The 17,348-nt window shown below is 67.8% G+C and carries 15 protein-coding genes; 6 read left to right on the top strand and 9 right to left on the bottom strand.

All coding sequences use genetic code 11. The features are described 5' to 3' along the window. Together ACV4UX_RS11935 and ACV4UX_RS11930 are read left to right on the top strand one after the other, a co-directional pair. Positions 1–611, top strand: a 611-nt coding sequence (locus tag ACV4UX_RS11935; RefSeq protein ID WP_491593502.1) for an IclR family transcriptional regulator, incomplete at its 5' end; no start/stop codon positions are given. Next, entirely contained in the window at positions 608–2,779 is a 2,172-nt protein-coding gene (locus ACV4UX_RS11930) for a malate synthase G (RefSeq protein ID WP_491593501.1), read from the top strand. The genes ACV4UX_RS11935 and ACV4UX_RS11930, both read left to right, overlap by 4 nt. 85 nt (positions 2,780–2,864) lie before the next feature. On the opposite strand, the gene ACV4UX_RS11925 is transcribed toward ACV4UX_RS11930, so the two are convergent. The 8 genes from ACV4UX_RS11925 to ACV4UX_RS11890 form a co-directional block, all read right to left on the bottom strand. After that, on the bottom strand, positions 2,865–3,263 hold the full coding sequence (locus ACV4UX_RS11925; protein WP_491593500.1) for a type II toxin-antitoxin system MqsA family antitoxin: 399 nt from the start codon (positions 3,261–3,263) through the stop codon (positions 2,865–2,867). Further along, positions 3,256–3,570 carry a type II toxin-antitoxin system MqsR family toxin gene (locus tag ACV4UX_RS11920; protein WP_491593499.1) on the bottom strand — a complete coding sequence of 105 codons (315 nt, stop codon included), beginning with the start codon at positions 3,568–3,570 and terminating at the stop codon, positions 3,256–3,258. The genes ACV4UX_RS11925 and ACV4UX_RS11920 overlap by 8 nt, the downstream gene beginning before the upstream one ends. A 112-nt stretch (positions 3,571–3,682) precedes the next feature. Then, positions 3,683–5,494: a carbon starvation CstA family protein gene (locus tag ACV4UX_RS11915; protein WP_491593498.1), complete on the bottom strand. Its 1,812-nt coding sequence runs from the start codon at positions 5,492–5,494 to the stop codon at positions 3,683–3,685. A 169-nt stretch (positions 5,495–5,663) separates the two neighbouring features. Further along, entirely contained in the window at positions 5,664–5,999 is a 336-nt protein-coding gene (locus ACV4UX_RS11910) for a type II toxin-antitoxin system HicB family antitoxin (RefSeq protein WP_491593497.1), read from the bottom strand. 70 nt (positions 6,000–6,069) lie between these two features. Continuing rightward, positions 6,070–6,330 (bottom strand): type II toxin-antitoxin system HicA family toxin, encoded by a 261-nt coding sequence (locus ACV4UX_RS11905; RefSeq protein ID WP_491593496.1) that lies wholly within the window; start codon positions 6,328–6,330, stop codon positions 6,070–6,072. A gap of 182 nt (positions 6,331–6,512) precedes the next feature. Next, the gene (locus tag ACV4UX_RS11900; protein WP_491593503.1) at positions 6,513–8,144 is read right to left on the bottom strand and encodes a LytS/YhcK type 5TM receptor domain-containing protein; all 1,632 of its coding nucleotides are present in this window, start codon (positions 8,142–8,144) and stop codon (positions 6,513–6,515) included. 86 nt (positions 8,145–8,230) lie between these two features. Further along, on the bottom strand, positions 8,231–8,998 hold the full coding sequence (locus tag ACV4UX_RS11895) for a LytR/AlgR family response regulator transcription factor (RefSeq protein WP_491593495.1): 768 nt from the start codon (positions 8,996–8,998) through the stop codon (positions 8,231–8,233). Between the two features lie 59 nt (positions 8,999–9,057). After that, positions 9,058–9,897, bottom strand: coding sequence for a hypothetical protein (locus ACV4UX_RS11890; protein ID WP_491593494.1), 840 nt, complete (start codon positions 9,895–9,897; stop codon positions 9,058–9,060). 164 nt (positions 9,898–10,061) lie between these two features. On the opposite strand from ACV4UX_RS11890, the gene ACV4UX_RS11885 reads away from it, so the two are divergent. The 3 genes from ACV4UX_RS11885 to ACV4UX_RS11875 all read left to right on the top strand — a co-directional run bounded on the left by ACV4UX_RS11885 (position 10,062) and on the right by ACV4UX_RS11875 (position 16,037). Continuing rightward, complete coding sequence (locus ACV4UX_RS11885) at positions 10,062–11,648, top strand: efflux transporter outer membrane subunit (protein ID WP_491593493.1); 1,587 nt, start codon at positions 10,062–10,064, stop codon at positions 11,646–11,648. 102 nt (positions 11,649–11,750) lie between these two features. Next, positions 11,751–12,875 (top strand): efflux RND transporter periplasmic adaptor subunit, encoded by a 1,125-nt coding sequence (locus ACV4UX_RS11880; RefSeq protein WP_491593492.1) that lies wholly within the window; start codon positions 11,751–11,753, stop codon positions 12,873–12,875. Between the two features lie 9 nt (positions 12,876–12,884). Next, a complete protein-coding gene (locus ACV4UX_RS11875) occupies positions 12,885–16,037 on the top strand; it encodes an efflux RND transporter permease subunit (protein ID WP_491593491.1) in 3,153 nt (1,050 codons plus the stop codon). A 108-nt stretch (positions 16,038–16,145) separates the two neighbouring features. Here the strand turns inward: ACV4UX_RS11875 and ACV4UX_RS11870 are convergent, their stop codons facing one another. Next, the gene (locus ACV4UX_RS11870; RefSeq protein ID WP_491593490.1) at positions 16,146–16,496 is read right to left on the bottom strand and encodes a hypothetical protein; all 351 of its coding nucleotides are present in this window, start codon (positions 16,494–16,496) and stop codon (positions 16,146–16,148) included. A 140-nt stretch (positions 16,497–16,636) separates the two neighbouring features. Here ACV4UX_RS11870 and ACV4UX_RS11865 point away from each other — a divergent pair. After that, positions 16,637–17,348: carbonic anhydrase (locus ACV4UX_RS11865; RefSeq protein WP_491593489.1), on the top strand; the 712-nt coding region annotated here is incomplete at its 3' end.

Here is a 17,348-nt window from a genome sequence, read left to right as displayed (position 1 = left end):
CATCAACGCCTGGCTCAATGAGACCCTGCGCGCTTCGATTGCAGTACACCCGCGAGACCGGCGAGGCCGTCAACCTGGTGGTCTTCGACGCCGACGAGGCCGTCTACGTGGAGCAGGAGTGCGCCACGCGCTCCATGCTGCGCCTGTTCACCCGCGTGGGCGCGCGCGTGCCCCTCTCCTGCTCCGGGGTGGGCAAGGCCTACCTGGCCTCCCTGCCCCCGGACAAGGCCATGGAGCGCTTCGAGTCCTCCCCGCGCACGGCGCGCACGCCGCGCACCATCCTGGACGCCGGGGACTTCCGCGAGGAGCTCGAAACCGTGCGCCGCCAAGGCTATGCCGTGGACGACGAGGAGATGGAGACCGGCGTGCGCTGCGCCGCCGCCCTCATCCGACAGGCCGGAGGGCTCCCGGCCGGCGCCCTGAGCGTCTCCGGCCCCAGCGCCCGGCTCACCCCCGAACGCCTGCCCGGACTGGGCGCGCTGGTGATCCGAGCCGCCGCCGACATTTCCGCCCAGATGGGCCACGCCCCCGGGCCGCACCCCCAGACGCGGGATTCCGGGACGCCGGAAGCCCGCCGCCAACCCCACCCTTCCAAGAGGAGCAATCCATGAGCGAGCGTGTTCACATCTCCGGTCTCGACGTGTCCAACCCCCTGGCCGAACTCATCGCCAAGGACTGCCAGGGGACCGGCGTGGACGCCCCGGATTTCTGGAAGTCCCTGGCGGACATCCTGGACCGCCTGGCCCCGCGCAACCGCGAACTGCTGGCCAAACGCGACGCCCTGCAGCAGGCCATCGACTCCTGGCACCAGGGCCGCGCCGGGCAGCCCCACGACCCCGACGCCTACGAGGCCTTCCTGCGCGAGATCGGCTACCTGGTCCCCGAAGGGCAGGACTTCGCCATCGAGACCACCGGCGTCGACCCCGAAATATCCTCCGTTGCCGGGCCGCAGCTGGTGGTGCCCGTCACCAACGCGCGCTACGCCCTCAACGCGGCCAACGCCCGCTGGGGCAGCCTCTACGACGCCCTCTACGGCACGGACGTGATCCCCGAAAGCCCCGGACTGGAGAAGGGCCTCGCCTACAATCCCAAGCGCGGCGAGGCCGTGGTGGCCCGGGCCGCCCAGTTCCTGGACAAGGCCTTCCCCCTGGCCAAGGGCTCCCACGCCCAGGCCGCCTCCTACAAGGTCGAGGGCGGCAGGCTCGTGGTGGGCCTCACGGACGGCGCGTCCACCGGCCTGGCCGATCCCTCCCTGTTCAAGGGCTACGCGGGCGCGCCCGAACCCTCGGTGGTGCTGCTGGCCAACCACGGCCTGCACTGCGAAATCCGCATCGACCGCGCCCACCCCGTGGGCAAGGCCCATCCCGCCGGGGTGAAGGACGTGGCGCTCGAGTCCGCAGTGACCACCATCCTCGACTGCGAGGACTCCGTGGCCTGCGTGGACGGCCCCGACAAGGCACAGGCCTACGCCAACATCCTCGGGCTCTTCAACGGCAGCCTCAGCGCCAGCTTCGCCAAGGCAGGCAAAACCGTGGAGCGCCGCCTCAACCCGGACCGCGCCTACTTCTCTCCCGACGGCAAGGCCTTCAGCCTGCCCGGGCGCAGCCTGCTCCTGGTGCGCAACGTGGGACACCTGATGACCACCGGCGCGGTGCTCAAGGACGGCGCGGAGATCCCCGAGGGCATCCTGGACGCCATGGTCACGGGCCTTCTGGCCGTCCACGACATCAAGGGCCTGGGCCAGCTCCGCAACAGCCGGGCCGGGTCGGTGTACATCGTGAAGCCCAAGATGCACGGCCCCGAGGAGGTGGCCTTCACGGCGGAGCTCTTCGGCGCGGTGGAAAAGGCCCTGGGCCTGGCCCCCAACACCATGAAGATCGGCATCATGGACGAAGAGCGGCGCACCACCGTGAACCTCAAGGAGTGCATCCGCGCCGCGCGCGAGCGCCTGATCTTCATCAACACCGGTTTCCTGGACCGCACCGGCGACGAGATCCACACCAGCATGGAGGCAGGCCCCATGGTGGGCAAGGACGCCATGCGCCAGGCCGCCTGGATCAAGGCCTACGAGGACTGGAACGTGGACGTGGGACTGGCCTGCGGACTCTCGGGCAAGGCCCAGGTGGGCAAGGGCATGTGGGCCAAGCCGGACATGATGGCCGAGATGGTGGAAGTGAAGATCGGCCATCCCCTGAGCGGGGCCAACACCGCGTGGGTGCCCTCGCCCACGGCGGCCACCCTGCACGCCATGCACTACCACTTCGTGAACGTGCTCGAGGTGCAGAAGGGCATGACCGGCAAGCGCCGGGCCAGACTCGCGGACCTTCTGACCATCCCGCTCATGGAGAAGGGCTCGCTCACGGCGGAGCAGGTGCAGCGCGAGCTCGACAACAACGCCCAGGGCATCCTGGGCTATGTGGTGCGCTGGGTGGAACAGGGCATCGGCTGCTCCAAGGTGCCCGACATGAATGACGTGGGCCTGATGGAGGACCGCGCCACGCTGCGCATCTCCAGCCAGTACCTGGCCAACTGGATCCGCCACGGCGTGTGCACGCAGGAGCAGGTGATCGAGACGCTCAAGCGCATGGCCGCCGTGGTGGACCGCCAGAACGCGGGCGACCCGGCCTACCGGAACATGGCCCCGGACTTCGAGAACTCCGTGGCCTTCCAGGCCGCATGCGCGCTGGTGCTCCAGGGCCGCGCCCAGCCCAGCGGCTACACCGAGCCCATCCTGCACGCCAAGCGCATCGAGGCGAAGAGGAAGTTCGGGCAGGTCTAGGCGAGGCGAGCGGAAGGAAGTTGGAATGAAGGAGGCCGCCGGGCGTGGGTCCGGCGGCCTTTTGCATGGCTTGACCGAAGCAGCTTCACATGAGGGTCGCCAGCCCCTCGGGCCTGGCGTCCAGGAGCTTGAGCGCGCTCACCACGGCGCGGCTCGGCAGCAGGTCGCCCGTTTCGTATTTGGAGAAGGCCTTGGGGCCGCCGCCGATCACCTTGCCGGCCTGCGCCTGGGTCAGCCCGAGCCGTTTGCGGATGCGCCGGATCTCCTCGGCTTCCAGAAGCCGCTCCCGTCTGGCTTTCAGCCGGTTCAGCGCGCGGTCGGAGGCCTTCATGTCCGCCGCCGTGTGCACGCCCTCGCCGCAAACAGAACAATACCACCCGGGCATGTCCACCACGGCCATCTCGCCTTTGTAGCTGAACTCAACAGGTCTGACGCCTCGCTCCATGAGCCCGCCGTCATGGGGGCACCGGGTCGGATCATCCATTGTCTCTCTCCTTGAAGGACAGCAGCACGAACTCGGTGAGAACGCCCGCCGTGAACTTCACATACAATTGCCCCGCCTCCGAGGGCACGGAATACACATCCTGCCAGAGGGCATGGTCGGCGTTGGAAGTCATCGACTTCACGAAATGCCGTCTCTGCATGCCGAGCAAGACCCGCACGATCCCCGCCCTGTCGAACCCCAGCCCGAACGCCGTGCGGGCCGCCGTGGTGGTGACGGCCAGCTTCCCCGGCTTCCCTGCGGCCGCCTGGAACGAGGCGAGATCGTAGGTCGGCTTGCGCTTCTCCATGGCCCATATTGTACCACTATGGTAACTTGTCAAGCACCTCCAAACAACGAAAGGCCGCCGGACTTGCGTCCGGCGGCCCAGGAGGAATCCCCTTGCGGGGATGAGCGCCTTGTTACTCGGGGACAACTTCCAGCACGGCCTCGCCGTACTGGTCGGGCACGGTCTTCTGCACCTTGAGCAGGCGCGTCACGCGCCTGAACGCTCCCACCATCACGATGGCCATGAGCACCATCACGATCACCGCCAGGGTGGCCAGCAGGTACAGGCCCTTGGGCAGGAAGTTGTTCATCACGGAGAGGTACCCGGCCCACAGGGTCATGCCCGCCAGGCCCAGGCCGGGCACGGCCGTGATCCAGGCGTACTTGGCCTTGCCAATGCGGATGATCATCACCGTGCCGATGATCAGGCCCACCGAGGCCAGGAGCTGGTTGGACATGCCGAACAGGGGCCAGATGGTGCCGATGTCCCCGGTGTAGACCAGGTAGCCCCAGAAGAAGGTGAACAGGATGGAGGTGATGATCACGCCCGGCCACCAGCGCTTGTCGTTGAAGCGCGGGGCCACCTGGCCGATCATCTCCTGCAGGAAGAAGCGGCCCACGCGGGTGCCCGCGTCGATGGCCGTGAGGATGAACACCGCCTCGAACATGATGGCGAAGTGGTACCAGTAGGCCACCAGGGTCTGCATGAAGGGTATGGCCGAGAAGATTTGCGCCATGCCCACGGCCAGGGACACCGCTCCGCCGGGGCGGCCCTTGAGCTGCTCGCCCACGGCCACGGCCAGGCTGTCCAGGTGCACGGTGGTCATGCCCAGCTTCTCGAAGGCCGCCGGGGCGGCGTTGATGGCGAAGTAGTCGGCCGGGACCATGGTGCAGGCCGCGATGAGCGCCATGATGGCCACGAAGCCCTCGGTGAGCATGGCCCCGTAGCCCACGAAGAGCAGGTTGCGCTCGGAGTCCAGCATCTTGGGCGTGGTGCCCGTGGCGATGATGGCGTGGAAGCCCGAGATGGCGCCGCAGGCGATGGTGATGAACAGGAAGGGGAACACCGGGCCGCCGATGATCGGGCCGCCGCCGGACACGAACTGCGTGAAGGCGGGCATCTGGAGGTCCGGGCGCACCCAGAAGATGCCCAGGGCCAGCATGCCGATGGTGCCGATCTTCAGGTACGTGGAGAGGTAGTCGCGCGGGCACAGGAGCAGCCACACCGGCAGGATGGACGCGGCCACGCCGTAGATGGGGATGGCCAGCGAGAGCGCGGGCTTGGAGAGCGTGAAGATCTTGGCCATGGGCTCGTACTCGGCCACCCAGTGGCCGCCCATGACGGCCAGCACCAGCAGGGCCACGCCCATGAGGCTCGCGCCTTTCACGTCGCCGGGGCGCATGTACTGCATGTACAGGCCCATGAAGATGGCGATGGGGATGGTGGCGAACACGGTGAAGGTGCCCCAGGCGCTGTGGAACATGGCGTTCACGCAGGCGATGGAGAGGCCCGCCAGGGTGAGCACCAGGATGAAGAGCACCGCGAAGGAGGCCACCGTGCCGGTGAATTTGTCCACTTCCTGGGTGGCGATGTAGGCCAGGCTCTGGCCCTTATGGCGCACCGAGGCGAAGAGCACCACCATGTCGTGCACCGCGCCCGCCAGCACGCAGCCCACCAGGATCCACAGCGCGCCCGGCATGTAGCCGAACTGGGCGGCCAGCACGGGGCCGAGCAGCGGCCCGGCGGCGGCGATGGCCGCGAAATGGTGCCCGAAGAGCACGTATTTGTTGGTTTCCACATAGTCCACGCCGTCGGCCATCTTGATGGCCGGGGTGAGCCTGGCCTCGTTCGCCCCCAGCACCTTCCTGGCTATGAACAAGCCGTAGAAGCGGTAGCCGATGGCGAAGAGGCAGAGGGACGCAAACACCAGGGTCAGAGCGTTCATGCCGGACCTCCTCCGCTTGAGATGGGCCGAACATGCACGCTCCGGGCGCGACGCGCCCCGGTTTGCGCGCGAAAGGGACGATCAGGGGAATGAAAGAGCGGATGGGAGGGATGAAGTGTCCGGCAGGGCAAACGCTGGACCGGACCTGGAGTTTCCCTGGCATCCAGGTTCAGGATCGCGGGTGTACTGCAATCGAAGCGCGCAGGGTCTCATTGAGCCAGGCGTTGATGCTCATCCCGCTCCGCTGGGCTGCTGCGGCCACCTGGCCATGTAACTCCGGGTCCACGCGCAGGAGTATCTTTCCGGAAAACGACTTCTCGGGCTCCTTGCCTTTTTCCTGGCAGAAGGCCACATAGTCGTCCACGGCCTCACGGAAATCACGTTCCAATGATTCGAGATCAGACCCTTCGTAACTGATCTTGTCGTTGATCCCGAGAACACGTCCGTATATGCGTTTCTCTTCAAGATCAAATTCAACTGTGCCAAAATACTCGCCGTACTGCATAAGATCTGACCCACGCGAATAAAAACTTGAATTTGCTCTCATAATAACACCTGCGGACAGCTCAGAAGAATTACCTGGACAATCCCAACTCCATAAGAACATCCCTAACATCCTCAACAGCAGCTTTGCACAGCTCCTTGGCATGCGGTCTGTGCAAGCTCAAAACTCTTCCGCCGCCGATGCCTGCAAAATGAAACTTGACACGTGACCCGGAGCCTTCGCGCACTTCCGCACCGAGATGAACAAGCAACGCTCTGACTTCCTTGTACTGCACCTTTGAACTGGTAGGAACGGCAAAGATCAATCTGAGAATTGATTCAAATTTATTCACTCGGTTTCTCCATCATCCCAACAAGGGACAAGAAGAATAGTAGCATCCGTGCTATCATTGGCAAGCCCGCTTTCAAAAATTACCCCCCGGGCACACAGTAACACCCCGAAATCACGTACACTAAATATTCAGAAAAAAACATCCCCCCTCTTGACAGATTCCCTTGAAACTTACCCCTCTGGTCATCCCGTTCCCTGCGGAATCCTCAGGCTGATGCTAGTCCCCGCGCCCGGGGCGCTCTCCACGCGCAGGGCGTGGGCCGGGCCGTAGAGTTGAACGAGGCGCTGGTTGGAGTTGCGCGCGCCCACGCCCTCGCAGAGGGATTCCGCGCCGCCGCGGGTCTGGATGGCGAGCACCTGGGCGGCGTCCATGCCCGCGCCGTCGTCGGCCACTTCCACCAGCAGTTCGCCGTTCTCGCGCCGGGCGCGCAGGCGCACCACCCCGCCCTCCTCCTTGCAGAGGATGCCGTGGCGCACGGCGTTCTCCACCAGGGGCTGGATGATCAGGGGCGGCACGAGGCACTCCTCCGCGCCGGGCGCCAGGTCGATCTCGGCGCGGATGCGCTCGCCGAAGCGGGCCTGCTCGATGGCCAGGTAGGCCCGGGTCTGGTCCACCTCGTCGCAGAGGCGGATGAGCCCCCGGCTGGAGTCCAGATTGCGCCGCATGTAGCGCGAGAGGTCCAGAAGCAGCTCCCTGGCCTGGGCCGGGGCCGTGCGGCAGAAGCTGGCGATGGTGTTGAGCGAGTTGAAGAGGAAGTGCGGGTTGATCTGGGCCTGGAGGCGGCCGATCTCGGCCTGGGCCAGCAGCTGGTTCTTGATGCCGATGTCCTCCAGCTCCAGCTGGGTGGAGAAGAGGTCGGCCAGGCCCTTGGCCAGCTCGAAGAGCGTCTCGTCCAGGGGGCGTCGGCCGGTGCCGTAGATCTTCAGGCAGCCCAGGATCTCCGGCCCCTTGCGCAGGGGCACGATGATGGCCTCGGAGAGGGGGCAGCCGCGCTGGGAGCAGTCGATGCCCTGGCGGTCGCGCACGAAGAGGGGCTCGCCGGACTCGACCACCCGCCGCGTGGCAGCGGTGCGCACCATGCCTCCGGAGAGGTGGTGGTCCTGGCCTTCGCCCACGTGGGCCAGGATGGTCTGGCCCGAGGTGACGGCCACGGCGGCCACCTGGGCCTCGCGCAGGATGATGTCCGCCGTGGCCCGGGCCGTCTCGGCGGTGAGCCCGGCGCGCAGATGGGCCACGGTCTGGTTGGCGATGGAGAGGATCTGGCGGGCCAGGTCGCGGTTCTGGGCCTGGCGGAAGCGCATCTGGAGGTCCAGGGCCTTCACGAAGAGGGCCGCGCCAAGGGAGTTGAAGACGATCATGGGCAGGGCGATCACGCGCACCAGGGCCACGGCTTCGGAGAGGGGCTGGGAGAAGGCGAGCACCAGGCCCATGTGCAGGGTCTCGCCCGCCAGGCAGAGGCCCATGGCCAGCCGCCAGTCCAGGCGGTTCCCCGTGAGGCGCGCGGCCAGGAGCCCGGCCGCCGTGCCCTCGATGAGCGTGGCCAGCCCGCAAGGCAGGGCCGAGAAGCCGCCGATGTCGATGAGGTAGCGGTGCGCCCCGGCGATGAACCCCACGCCGAAGCCCACGCCCGGGCCGCCGAACAGCCCGGCCGTGACCACCACCATGGCCCGCAGGTTGGCGAAGGACTTGAACACCGCGTTGCCCGTGTAGGTTCCCAGCACCCCGAACACGCCGAACATCGCCACCAGCAGCAGCGTGGCCCACAGGGGCCTGTCGCGCCGTGGCCCCAGCTTGTCGATGGAGGTGACCGTCATGATGGCGAAGCCGCCCGCCAGCAGGAGGCCGAAGCGTTGCGAAAGGTTCAGGAAGAGTTCCGGCACCTCGGGATTGATCAGCGCGTTCAAATGCCCACCCTCTGCTTGAATTCGCGGGCGCGGTTGCGGCTCACGGTCACCTCGGTGCGGGCCTGGTCGTTCATGACCACCAGGTACTTGCCCCCGAACCAGGGCGAGAACTCGGCGATGCGCTCCACGTTGACGAGCTGCGCCCGGTTGGCCTGGAAGAAGGGCAGCCCCTCCAGGCGCTCGGCCGCGCGGCCCAGGGTGTTCAGGCAGTGGCAGACGAAGCGGCCCTGGTCCGTGAGCGCGAACACCTTCTTCTCCTCGGCCTCCACCAGCACCACCCGCGCCAGCGGAATCATGGCCACGCGCCCGCCCTGCTCCACGGCCAGCCGGGGCAGGGCCGCGCGGCCCCGGGAGGCCAGCAGCCGCTCCAGGGCGTCCTGCCAGGGGTTGCGGCAGGGCTCCTCCAGGAGCCTGCGCACGCGCTCCAGGCTTTTCTCCAGCCTCCGGGGCGACACGGGCTTGAGCAGGTAGTCCACCGCGTTCTCCTCGAAGGCGCGGATGGCGTGCTGGTCGAAGGCCGTCACGAAGACGAAGAGCGGCGGAGTGGGCAGGGCCTGGGCTTCGGCCAGCACCTGGAAGCCGTCCTGGCCGGGCATCTGGATGTCCTGGAACACGAGGTCCGCGCCGCGTTGGCGCAGGTGTTCCAGGGCGGCCTGGGCCGTGGCGGCCTGGCTCACGCGCAGGTCCGGGTGGGCTTCGAGGAGGTAGGCCAGCTCGTCGCGGGCCGGGGCCTCGTCGTCGACGATGAGGACTTGGACGTTCATGGGCGCTCCAGGCCCCCGGCTACCCGCCTTCGCCCGCGCTGTAAAGCGCCCGGCGCGCCCTACTTCCTGTAATAGTCGGCCACGGGCGTGAGCGAGACGAACACCAGCGGGCTGCCCTTGGGCGCGACGAACTCGCTGCCGCCCACCACGTCGGGCGCGGCGGGGTTCCAGTCGTAGGTGTAGCCCAGGCCCGTCCAGGGGTAGGGGCCGCCCTTGACGGAGAAGTCGAAGATGGCGCTCTGGCGCTCCTGGAACCACTCCACGTAGTTGGAGGTCGGCGAAAACCCCGGGGCCGGGGCCTCGGCGGGCGTGAGCGACCGGGAGGCCACGGGGACGGTCTGGAGGGTCAGGGGGTAGGAGGCGGGCAGGTCGTGGCGGTCGATGGCGTTGTCCACGGCCGGGCGCAGCAGCACGTCGGGGCTGGCCCAGAAGGTGGCCACGGCGTCGTTGGCGCTGGTCGGGGGCAGGCCCAGATACATCGCGGTGGCCAGCCGGGGATTGAGCGCGGCGGTGAGGGGGTCCTCCTCGGGCACCTCGGTCTTCATCTGGGGAGCGGGGAGCACCCAGAGGTCGGCCCCGGCCGTGACGGACTGGCCGGACCGGAAGGACTGGTAGTAGACGGCCTTGGTGAAGGTGGTCACCTGCACGAGGCTTTGCCCTGGCGTGCCGCTCCACAGGATGCGGGAATCGTCGGCGTCGATGTCCCAGAGGGACGCGGCCGAGGGCGGCTCCTTGAGGTGCGCGAGATCAGCCTGGGCGGACAACACGGCCTGGGCGTAGAGGCCGTTGTAGACGGCGAGCGTCGCGTCCTGGAGCGTAGCGCCCCGGGAGGGCGTCGCCAGGGCGAAGACCAACGCCAGGAGCAGCAGCACGGAGCGAATCGGGACGATGCCTCGCATGGGGCCTCCTGTGTCCGGAAGGGAACGTGTCTCTCTCCTTCCCGCTCATATCCGGGCCCGCGCATGGCGTCAAACCGAGCGGGGCTGTTATTTGCCCTTGCCTCACCCCATGCCACCTGTGCTAGGAAATGCAAGCAGCATCAGAAATCCCAACTGGACGGACCATGCCCCCACGCGCGCGCATCCTTTTCCTTCTCCTGGCCCCGCTGGTCCTCGGCGGCTGCATGAAGGTCGGCCCGGACTTCCGCAAGCCCGAAGCGTCCACGCCCCCGGCATGGATGGAAGCCGAACGCAAGACCGCCACCGCCGACCTCCCCGTGGCCGACGACTGGTGGAAACTCCTGTCCGACCCCGCCCTGGACGAACTCACGGCCATGGCCCGCGCCAGGAACATCCCCCTGCACATCGCCGGGTTGCGCATCCTCCAGGCCAGGGCCCAGTTGGGCATCTCCGTGGGCCGCCTCTTCCCCCAGACCCAGCAGGCCCTGGGCGGCTACTCCTTCACCGAGGCCAGCCAGCGCACCCCCACCTCCCCCCAGCCCCCCAACGACTCGGGCGTGCAGCTGGGCTTCTGGCAGAACAACGCCGGGTTCTCCGCCGCCTGGGAGCTGGACTTCTGGGGCAAGTACCGCCGCGCCGTGGAGTCCGCCGAGGCGACCCTGGCCGCCAGCGTGGCCGACTACGACAACGCCCTGGCGAGCCTCACCGCCGATGTGGCCAGCACCTACGCCCTCCTGCGCGTCAGCGAGGAGCAGCTGCGCATCGCCCGCGAGAACGTGGTCCTGCAGACCGAGGCCCTGAACATCGCCGACGTGCGCTTCCGCCTGGGCGCCACCAGCGAGCGCGACGTGATGCAGGCCAAGACCCTGCTCGAATCCACCCTGGCCACCATCCCCGTGCTGGAGAAGAACATCCAGAAGGGACGCCACGCCCTCTCGGCGCTCCTGGGCATGCCCCCCTCGGACCTGGCCGCCGTCCTCAACAAGGCCTCGGGCATCCCCCGCGCCCCGGACCAGGTGGGCGTGGGCATCCCGGCCGAACTCCTGCGGCGGCGTCCCGACATCCGCGCCGCCGAGTTCCGCGCCGCGGCCCAGTGCGCCTCCATCGGCGTGGCCAAGGCCGACCTCTTCCCGTCGTTCAGCCTCACCGGCAACGTGGGCTGGCTCTCCTCCAACATGGGCGTGTTCTCCCTGGCGGAGCTGCTCGCGCCCCAGAGCTTCACCGCCGGGTTCGGCCCGAGCTTCACCTGGAACCTCTTCAACTACGGGCGCATCGTGAACAACGTCCGCCTCCAGGACGCCAAGTTCCAGGAGGCCCTGCTGCTCTACTCCAACGCGGTGATCACCGCCCTCAAGGAGGCCGAGGACGGCCTTTCGGAGTTCCAGCAGTCCCGGGTCAAGGCCGAGCGCCTGGCCCTGGCCGCCGAGGCCGCCAAGCGCGGCGCGGAGCTGGCCTTTCTGCAGTACCGCGAAGGCAAGACCGACTTCACCACCGTCATCGTGGCCCAGCAGGACCAGCTGACCCAGCAGAACGCCTGGGCCCAGGCCCGGGGAGAGATCGTGCTGGGCCTCACGGGCCTCTACCGCGCCCTGGGCGGCGGCTGGCAGGAACGCCCCGAACCCGCCGTGCCCAAGGACATCCAGGACGAGATGAAACGGCGCACCTGGTGGGGCTCCCTGCTGGGCGAAAGCCCCGCGAAGCAGGATGACCCGGCCAAGGCCGGACCCGGACGCTACGTCCCCGATTTCTGACGAGGCGTGCGCGCCAGACGTACCCGGGGCGCGCCAACCCGAAACCGATGCATCCGGCCGGAGGAACGGGCCTGAGGCCCCCCCCGGCGCAAGGACCCACGCATGCGCCAGATCGCCACGCCCCTCGCGGCCCTCTTCGCCGCCCTGACCCTGGCCGCCCTCGCGGCCTGCGACGGCCGTAACGCCTACGTCCCGCCGCCGCCGCCCGAGGTGACCGTGGCCAAGCCCGTGCGCCAGCGCGTGGTGGACTACCTCGAATTCACCGGCAACACCCAGGCCGTGCAGACCGTGAACCTCACCGCCCGCGTGGAGGGCTTCCTCCAGCAGATCAAGTTCGCGGACGGCCAGGACGTGAAGAAGGGCCAGCTGCTCTTCGTCATCGAACCTGCGCCCTACCAGGCCAAGGTGGAACGCGCCCAGGCAGACGTGGACTCCGCCAAGGCCCGGCTCACCCAGGCCGTCACCGAACTGGCCCGCGCCAAGAAGCTCTTCGCCGAACGCGCCGGTCCGGACACCGAGGTGGTGAAGTGGCAGCGCGAGCACGACTCCGCCAAGGCCGACCTGGAATCGGCCAAGGCCAGCCTGGACATCGCGCGCATCAACCTGGGCTACACCCAGGTGACAGCCCCCTTCGACGGCCGCGTCAGCCGCCGCATGGTGGACGCGGGCAACCTGGTGGGCTCCGGCGGGCAGGCCACCGTGCTGGCCACCGTCATCAAGGAAGACCCCATCTACGCCTACTTCACCATCTCCGAGCGCGACCTCCTGCGCATCCAGAAATACCACACCCCCAAGGACGTGCCCGACGAGCGCGTGACCATCGAGATGGGCCTCTCCGACCAGACCGGATACCCCATCCGCGGCCACCTGGACTACTACGACCTGGGCGTGGACCCCCAGACCGGAACCCTGCTCCTGCGCGCCATCTACCCCAACCAGGAGCGCAAGCTCTTCGCCGGCCTCTTCGTGCGCCTGCGCGCGCCGCTGGAGAGCCGCGACGCCCTCACCGTGCCCGAGGGCGCGGTGGGCGTGGACCAGGTGGGCCACTACGTGCTGGTGGTTGGCGAGAAGAACGTGGTGCGCCAGCAGCCGGTCACCGTGGGGCAGGCCGTCAACGGCCTGCGCGTGATCGACAAGGGCCTGGAGGGCAGCGAGTCGGTCATCGTCACGGGGTTGCAGATGGCCCGGCCGGGCGCGCCGGTGAACCCCTCCGAAGCCAAGAAATAGCGGGCCGCCATGTTCTCCAAGTTCTTCATCGAGCGCCCCGTCCTGGCCAACGTGATCGCGGTGGTCATGATGCTCCTGGGCGCGGTGTCGCTCATGCGCCTGCCCGTGGCCCAGTACCCGGAGATCACGCCGCCCACGGTGCAGGTCTCCACGTCCTACCCGGGCGCGAGCCCCGAGGTGGTGGCGGAAACCGTGGCGGCCCCCCTGGAGCAGCAGATCAACGGCGTGGAGAACATGCTCTACATGTCCTCCAAGTCCTCCTCCGACGGCTCCTACCAGCTGAACATCACCTTCGAGGTGGGCACCGACCTGGACATCGCCACCGTGCTCGTCCAGAACCGCGCCAACGTGGCCATCCCGCGCCTGCCCCAGGACGTGCAGCGCCAGGGCCTCACCGTGAACAAGCAGTCCACGGCCATCCTCCTGGTGGTCACCCTGGAGTCGCCCGACAAGCGCTTCGACGACCTCTTCCTCTCCAACTACGCCTACCTGCGCATCAAGGACGAAATCTCGCGCATCAACGGCGTGGGCGCGGTGAACATCTACGGCGCCGACGAATACGGCATGCGCATCTGGCTGGACCCCGACAAGCTCAAATCCCTGGGTCTTGCCGCCCAGGACGTGGTCAACGCCATCTCCAACCAGAACGTCCAGGTGGCCTCGGGCATGATCGGCCAGGCCCCCACCCCGCCCGACCAGGTGTTCCAGCTCACCATCCAGACCCTGGGACGCCTGGAGGACGTGACGCAGTTCGAGGACATCATCGTCAAGTCGAGCTTCGACCAGACCGGGCGCATCGTGCGCGTGCGCGACGTGGGCCGCGTGGAGCTGGGCGCCAAGACCTACTCCGTCTTCGGCCAGAAGGACGGCCAGCCCGCCACCTGCATGGCCACCTACCTGCTGCCCGGAGCCAACGCCATCGACGTGGCCGACAAGATCAAGGCCAAGATGAAGGAGCTCGCCCGCGACTTCCCGCCCGGACTCGAATACTCCATCCCCTTCGACACCACCCGCTTCGTGAACAAGGCCATCGAGCAGGTCTACCACACCCTCTTCGAGGCCGCCGTGCTGGTGCTCGTGGTGATCATGGTCTTCCTGCAGAACTGGCGGGCCATGCTCGTGCCCGCCACCACCGTGCCCGTGACCATCCTCGGCGCGTTCGTGGCCATGGCGGGCCTGGGGTTCTCGGTGAACCTCATCACCCTCTTCGGCATCATCCTGGCCATCGGCATCGTGGTGGACGACGCCATCATCGTGGTGGAAGGGGCCATGCACCACATGGAGCACGGCAAGAACTCCCACGACGCGGCCATCCTGGCCATGTCCGAACTCTTCGGGCCGATCATCGGCATTACCCTGGTGCTCACGGCGGTGTTTCTGCCTGCGGCCTTCCTGCCGGGCATCACGGGCCAGCTCTACCGGCAGTTCGCCCTGGTCATCGCCTCCACGGCCGTGATCTCGGCCATCAACGCGGCCACGCTCAAGCCCACCCAGTGCGCCCTGTGGCTCAAGCCCCGCACCACCGAGCCCAACGCCTTCTTCCGGGGCTTCAACTTCGTCTACGGCAGGTTCGAGGCGCTCTACGAGCACGCCGTGCGCTTCATGGTGGCCCACTCCCGGCTGGTGATGCTCGGCTACGCCGGCCTCGTGGCCGCCACGCTCTGGTTCTTCATGCAGCTGCCCACGGGCTTCCTCCCCGAGGAGGACCAGGGCTACTGCGTGGTTTCCGTGCAGCTGCCGCCGGGCTCCTCCCTGGCGCGCACCGCCCTGGTGAACCAGAAGGTCAACGAGATCCTGCGCGCCACCCCGGGCCTGGACAACTGGGTCACCTTCGGCGGCCTCTCCATCATGGACAACGTCTCGCAGCCCAACTGCATCGCCGTGTTCCCCGTCTACAAGGACTGGAGCCAGCGCGCCAAGAACGAGGACCAGCAGGCCATCGTGGGCCACATCCAGGCCGGGCTCTCCAGAATGCAGGAGGCCATGGGCTTCGTCATGGTGCCCCCCGCCATCCAGGGCCTTGGCCAGGCGGGCGGCTTCGAGATGGTGGTGCAGGACAAGGGCAACCTTGGCCCCAAGGCCCTGGAGGGAGCCACGCGCTCCATGATGATCGCCGGGCGCACCCAGTCCTCCCTGGAAGGCGTGAGCGTGCTCTTCAACGCCTCCACCCCCCAGATCTGGCTCGACGTGAACCGCACCCAGGCGCTCACCTACGGCGTGCCCATCCCCAACCTCTTCAACACCCTGCAGACCTACCTGGGCTCGGCCTACGTCAACGACTTCAACAAGTTCGGGCGCGTCTACCAGGTGCGCGTCCAGGCCGACACCATGTTCCGCCTGCGCGCCAAGGACATCGGCCTCCTCCAGGTGCCCAACATCCAGGGCAACATGGTCCCCCTGGGGGCCATGGTCTCGGCGCGCGACATCATCGGCCCGCCCATCCTCACCCGCTACAACCTCTACACCGCCGCCTCCATCTACGGCTCGTCCGCGCCGGGCTTCAGCTCCGGCCAGGCTCTCACCGTCATGGAGCAGATGGCCGCCGACAAGCTCCCATCCTCCATGGGCTTCGAGTGGACCGGCATGAGCTTCCAGGAGAAGCGCGTGGGCTCCCAGGCCTACTTCATCTTCGCCCTGGCCATCCTGCTGGTCTATCTGGTGCTCTGCGCCCAGTACGAGAGCTGGATACTGCCCACCTCGGTGATCCTGGTGGTGCCCCTGGCCCTTCTGGGCACGGCCGTGGCCGTCTACATTCGCGGCATGGACAACAACGTCTACACCCAGATCGGCGTGGTGCTGCTCATCGCGCTGGCCTCCAAGAACGCCATCCTCATCGTGGAGTTCGCCCGCGAACTGCGCATGAAGGGCCGCCCCATCGCCGAGGCCGCCGTGGAGGCCGCCAGGCTGCGCTTCCGCCCCATCCTCATGACCAGCTTCGCCTTCATCCTGGGCGTGGTGCCCCTGCTCTTCGCCACGGGCGCGGGCGGGGCCAGCCAGCAGGCCGTGGGCACGGCAGTGTTCGGCGGCATGATCGCCTCCACCCTGCTGGCCGTGCTCGTGGTGCCCGTGTTCTACGTGCTCATCCAGACCCTCAGCGAACGCCTGACCCCGCCCCCGGCCCCCCAGCCCCAGGCGGCGGACGACAGCCACTCCCCCCACTGATCAGCCGCCTGCAACGTTCAAACGCCCCGGACGCCCTGGCGACCGGGGCGTTTTGCGTCGGGATGCGTTCGCCCCGCCGTGCAGCCCTGCAGGACCACCGCTCGCGGCCTACATGAGAACCGACAGCCGCACCCGCACCAGCCCGGCCGATGGGTCTGCCAGAACCACCCGGCACCCAAGGCGCGCCCCGCCAGCCAGCAGTCCCAGCACGCGGCCGGACTCCTCCCCGGGCAGACGGCCCACCACGCGCTCTCCCCGGCAGGCCGCGGCCTGCCCCTCCAGGGCGCGCAACTCCAGTTGCTCCCCCTGGCGCAGGCGGCGCGCTAGCGACGCGTCCACACCCTCAAGATCGCACGCGGCCAGGGCCACCTCGCCCAGGCTCCCCGCAACGGGGGCCTTGTCGGAGGCCCCCCCCTGGCCCAGCATCTGCTTCAAAGCATCCAGTATTTTCAATGCCATAGGAACTCCCCGTCGGCATCGGGGCAGCCCAAGCGACGATGCCTTCACTGTCAGCACATGTCGCAGCCCGATCCGTTTGACGAAAATCCGTTTGTGAAGGATAGTACGCAACTTAACAACCCCTTCGGAGGAGACTGCCCATGAAACGCGTTTCGCTCATCGCCGCCTTGATCCTGGCCCTGTGCGCAGCCATGGCCCTGGCCTCTGCGCCCAAGCCCACCCTCACCCCGGACCAGGCCCTTGATCGCCTGCAGCGCGGCAACGAGCGCTTCGCGGCCGCCAAGCTCATCCACCCCAACCAGGACCCCTTCCGCCGCTCCATGACCGCCAAGGAAGGCCAGAAACCCTTCGCCACCATCCTGGGCTGCGCCGACAGCCGCGTGCCCCTGGAACTGGTGTTCGACACGGGCGTGGGCGACCTCTTCGTGGTGCGCGTGGCCGGCAACGTCACCTACTTCGACGGCGCGGGCACCATCGAATACGGCGCGGACCACCTGGGCTCCAACCTCCTGGTGGTGCTCGGCCACACCAAGTGCGGCGCGGTGAACGCTGTGATCGGCGGCGGCGAGGCCCATGGCAACATCCCCGCCCTGGTGGCCAACATCGTGCCCCCCGTCACCCGCGTGAAGGCCGAAAACCCCGGCCTGACCGGCGAAGCCCTGGCCAACAAGGCCATCGAGGCCAACACCTGGCAGTCCATCGAGGACCTCTTCAAGCAGAGCCCCATGATGCGCGACATGGTCAAGGCGGGCAACGTGAAGGTCGTGGGCGCCATCTACGACATCGAGTCCGGCAAGGTGAACTGGCTGGGCGAACACCCCAAGCAGGCCGAACTCGTCGCCCTGACCGGCG

This window comes from Fundidesulfovibrio sp. (assembly GCF_058402725.1).
This window is presented reverse-complemented; position numbering and strand designations above follow the sequence as displayed.

Coding starts and splice junctions, on each gene's coding strand:
- ACV4UX_RS11880 (WP_491593492.1), top strand. CDS start 11,751: ATGCGCCAGATCGCCACGCCCCTCGCGGCCCTCTTCGCCGCCCTGACC.
- ACV4UX_RS11870 (WP_491593490.1), bottom strand. CDS start 16,496: ATGGCATTGAAAATACTGGATGCTTTGAAGCAGATGCTGGGCCAGGGG.
- ACV4UX_RS11890 (WP_491593494.1), bottom strand. CDS start 9,897: ATGCGAGGCATCGTCCCGATTCGCTCCGTGCTGCTGCTCCTGGCGTTG.
- ACV4UX_RS11920 (WP_491593499.1), bottom strand. CDS start 3,570: ATGGAGAAGCGCAAGCCGACCTACGATCTCGCCTCGTTCCAGGCGGCC.
- ACV4UX_RS11895 (WP_491593495.1), bottom strand. CDS start 8,998: ATGAACGTCCAAGTCCTCATCGTCGACGACGAGGCCCCGGCCCGCGAC.
- ACV4UX_RS11930 (WP_491593501.1), top strand. CDS start 608: ATGAGCGAGCGTGTTCACATCTCCGGTCTCGACGTGTCCAACCCCCTG.
- ACV4UX_RS11885 (WP_491593493.1), top strand. CDS start 10,062: ATGCCCCCACGCGCGCGCATCCTTTTCCTTCTCCTGGCCCCGCTGGTC.
- ACV4UX_RS11915 (WP_491593498.1), bottom strand. CDS start 5,494: ATGAACGCTCTGACCCTGGTGTTTGCGTCCCTCTGCCTCTTCGCCATC.
- ACV4UX_RS11900 (WP_491593503.1), bottom strand. CDS start 8,144: ATGACGGTCACCTCCATCGACAAGCTGGGGCCACGGCGCGACAGGCCC.
- ACV4UX_RS11925 (WP_491593500.1), bottom strand. CDS start 3,263: ATGGATGATCCGACCCGGTGCCCCCATGACGGCGGGCTCATGGAGCGA.
- ACV4UX_RS11875 (WP_491593491.1), top strand. CDS start 12,885: ATGTTCTCCAAGTTCTTCATCGAGCGCCCCGTCCTGGCCAACGTGATC.
- ACV4UX_RS11910 (WP_491593497.1), bottom strand. CDS start 5,999: ATGCAGTACGGCGAGTATTTTGGCACAGTTGAATTTGATCTTGAAGAG.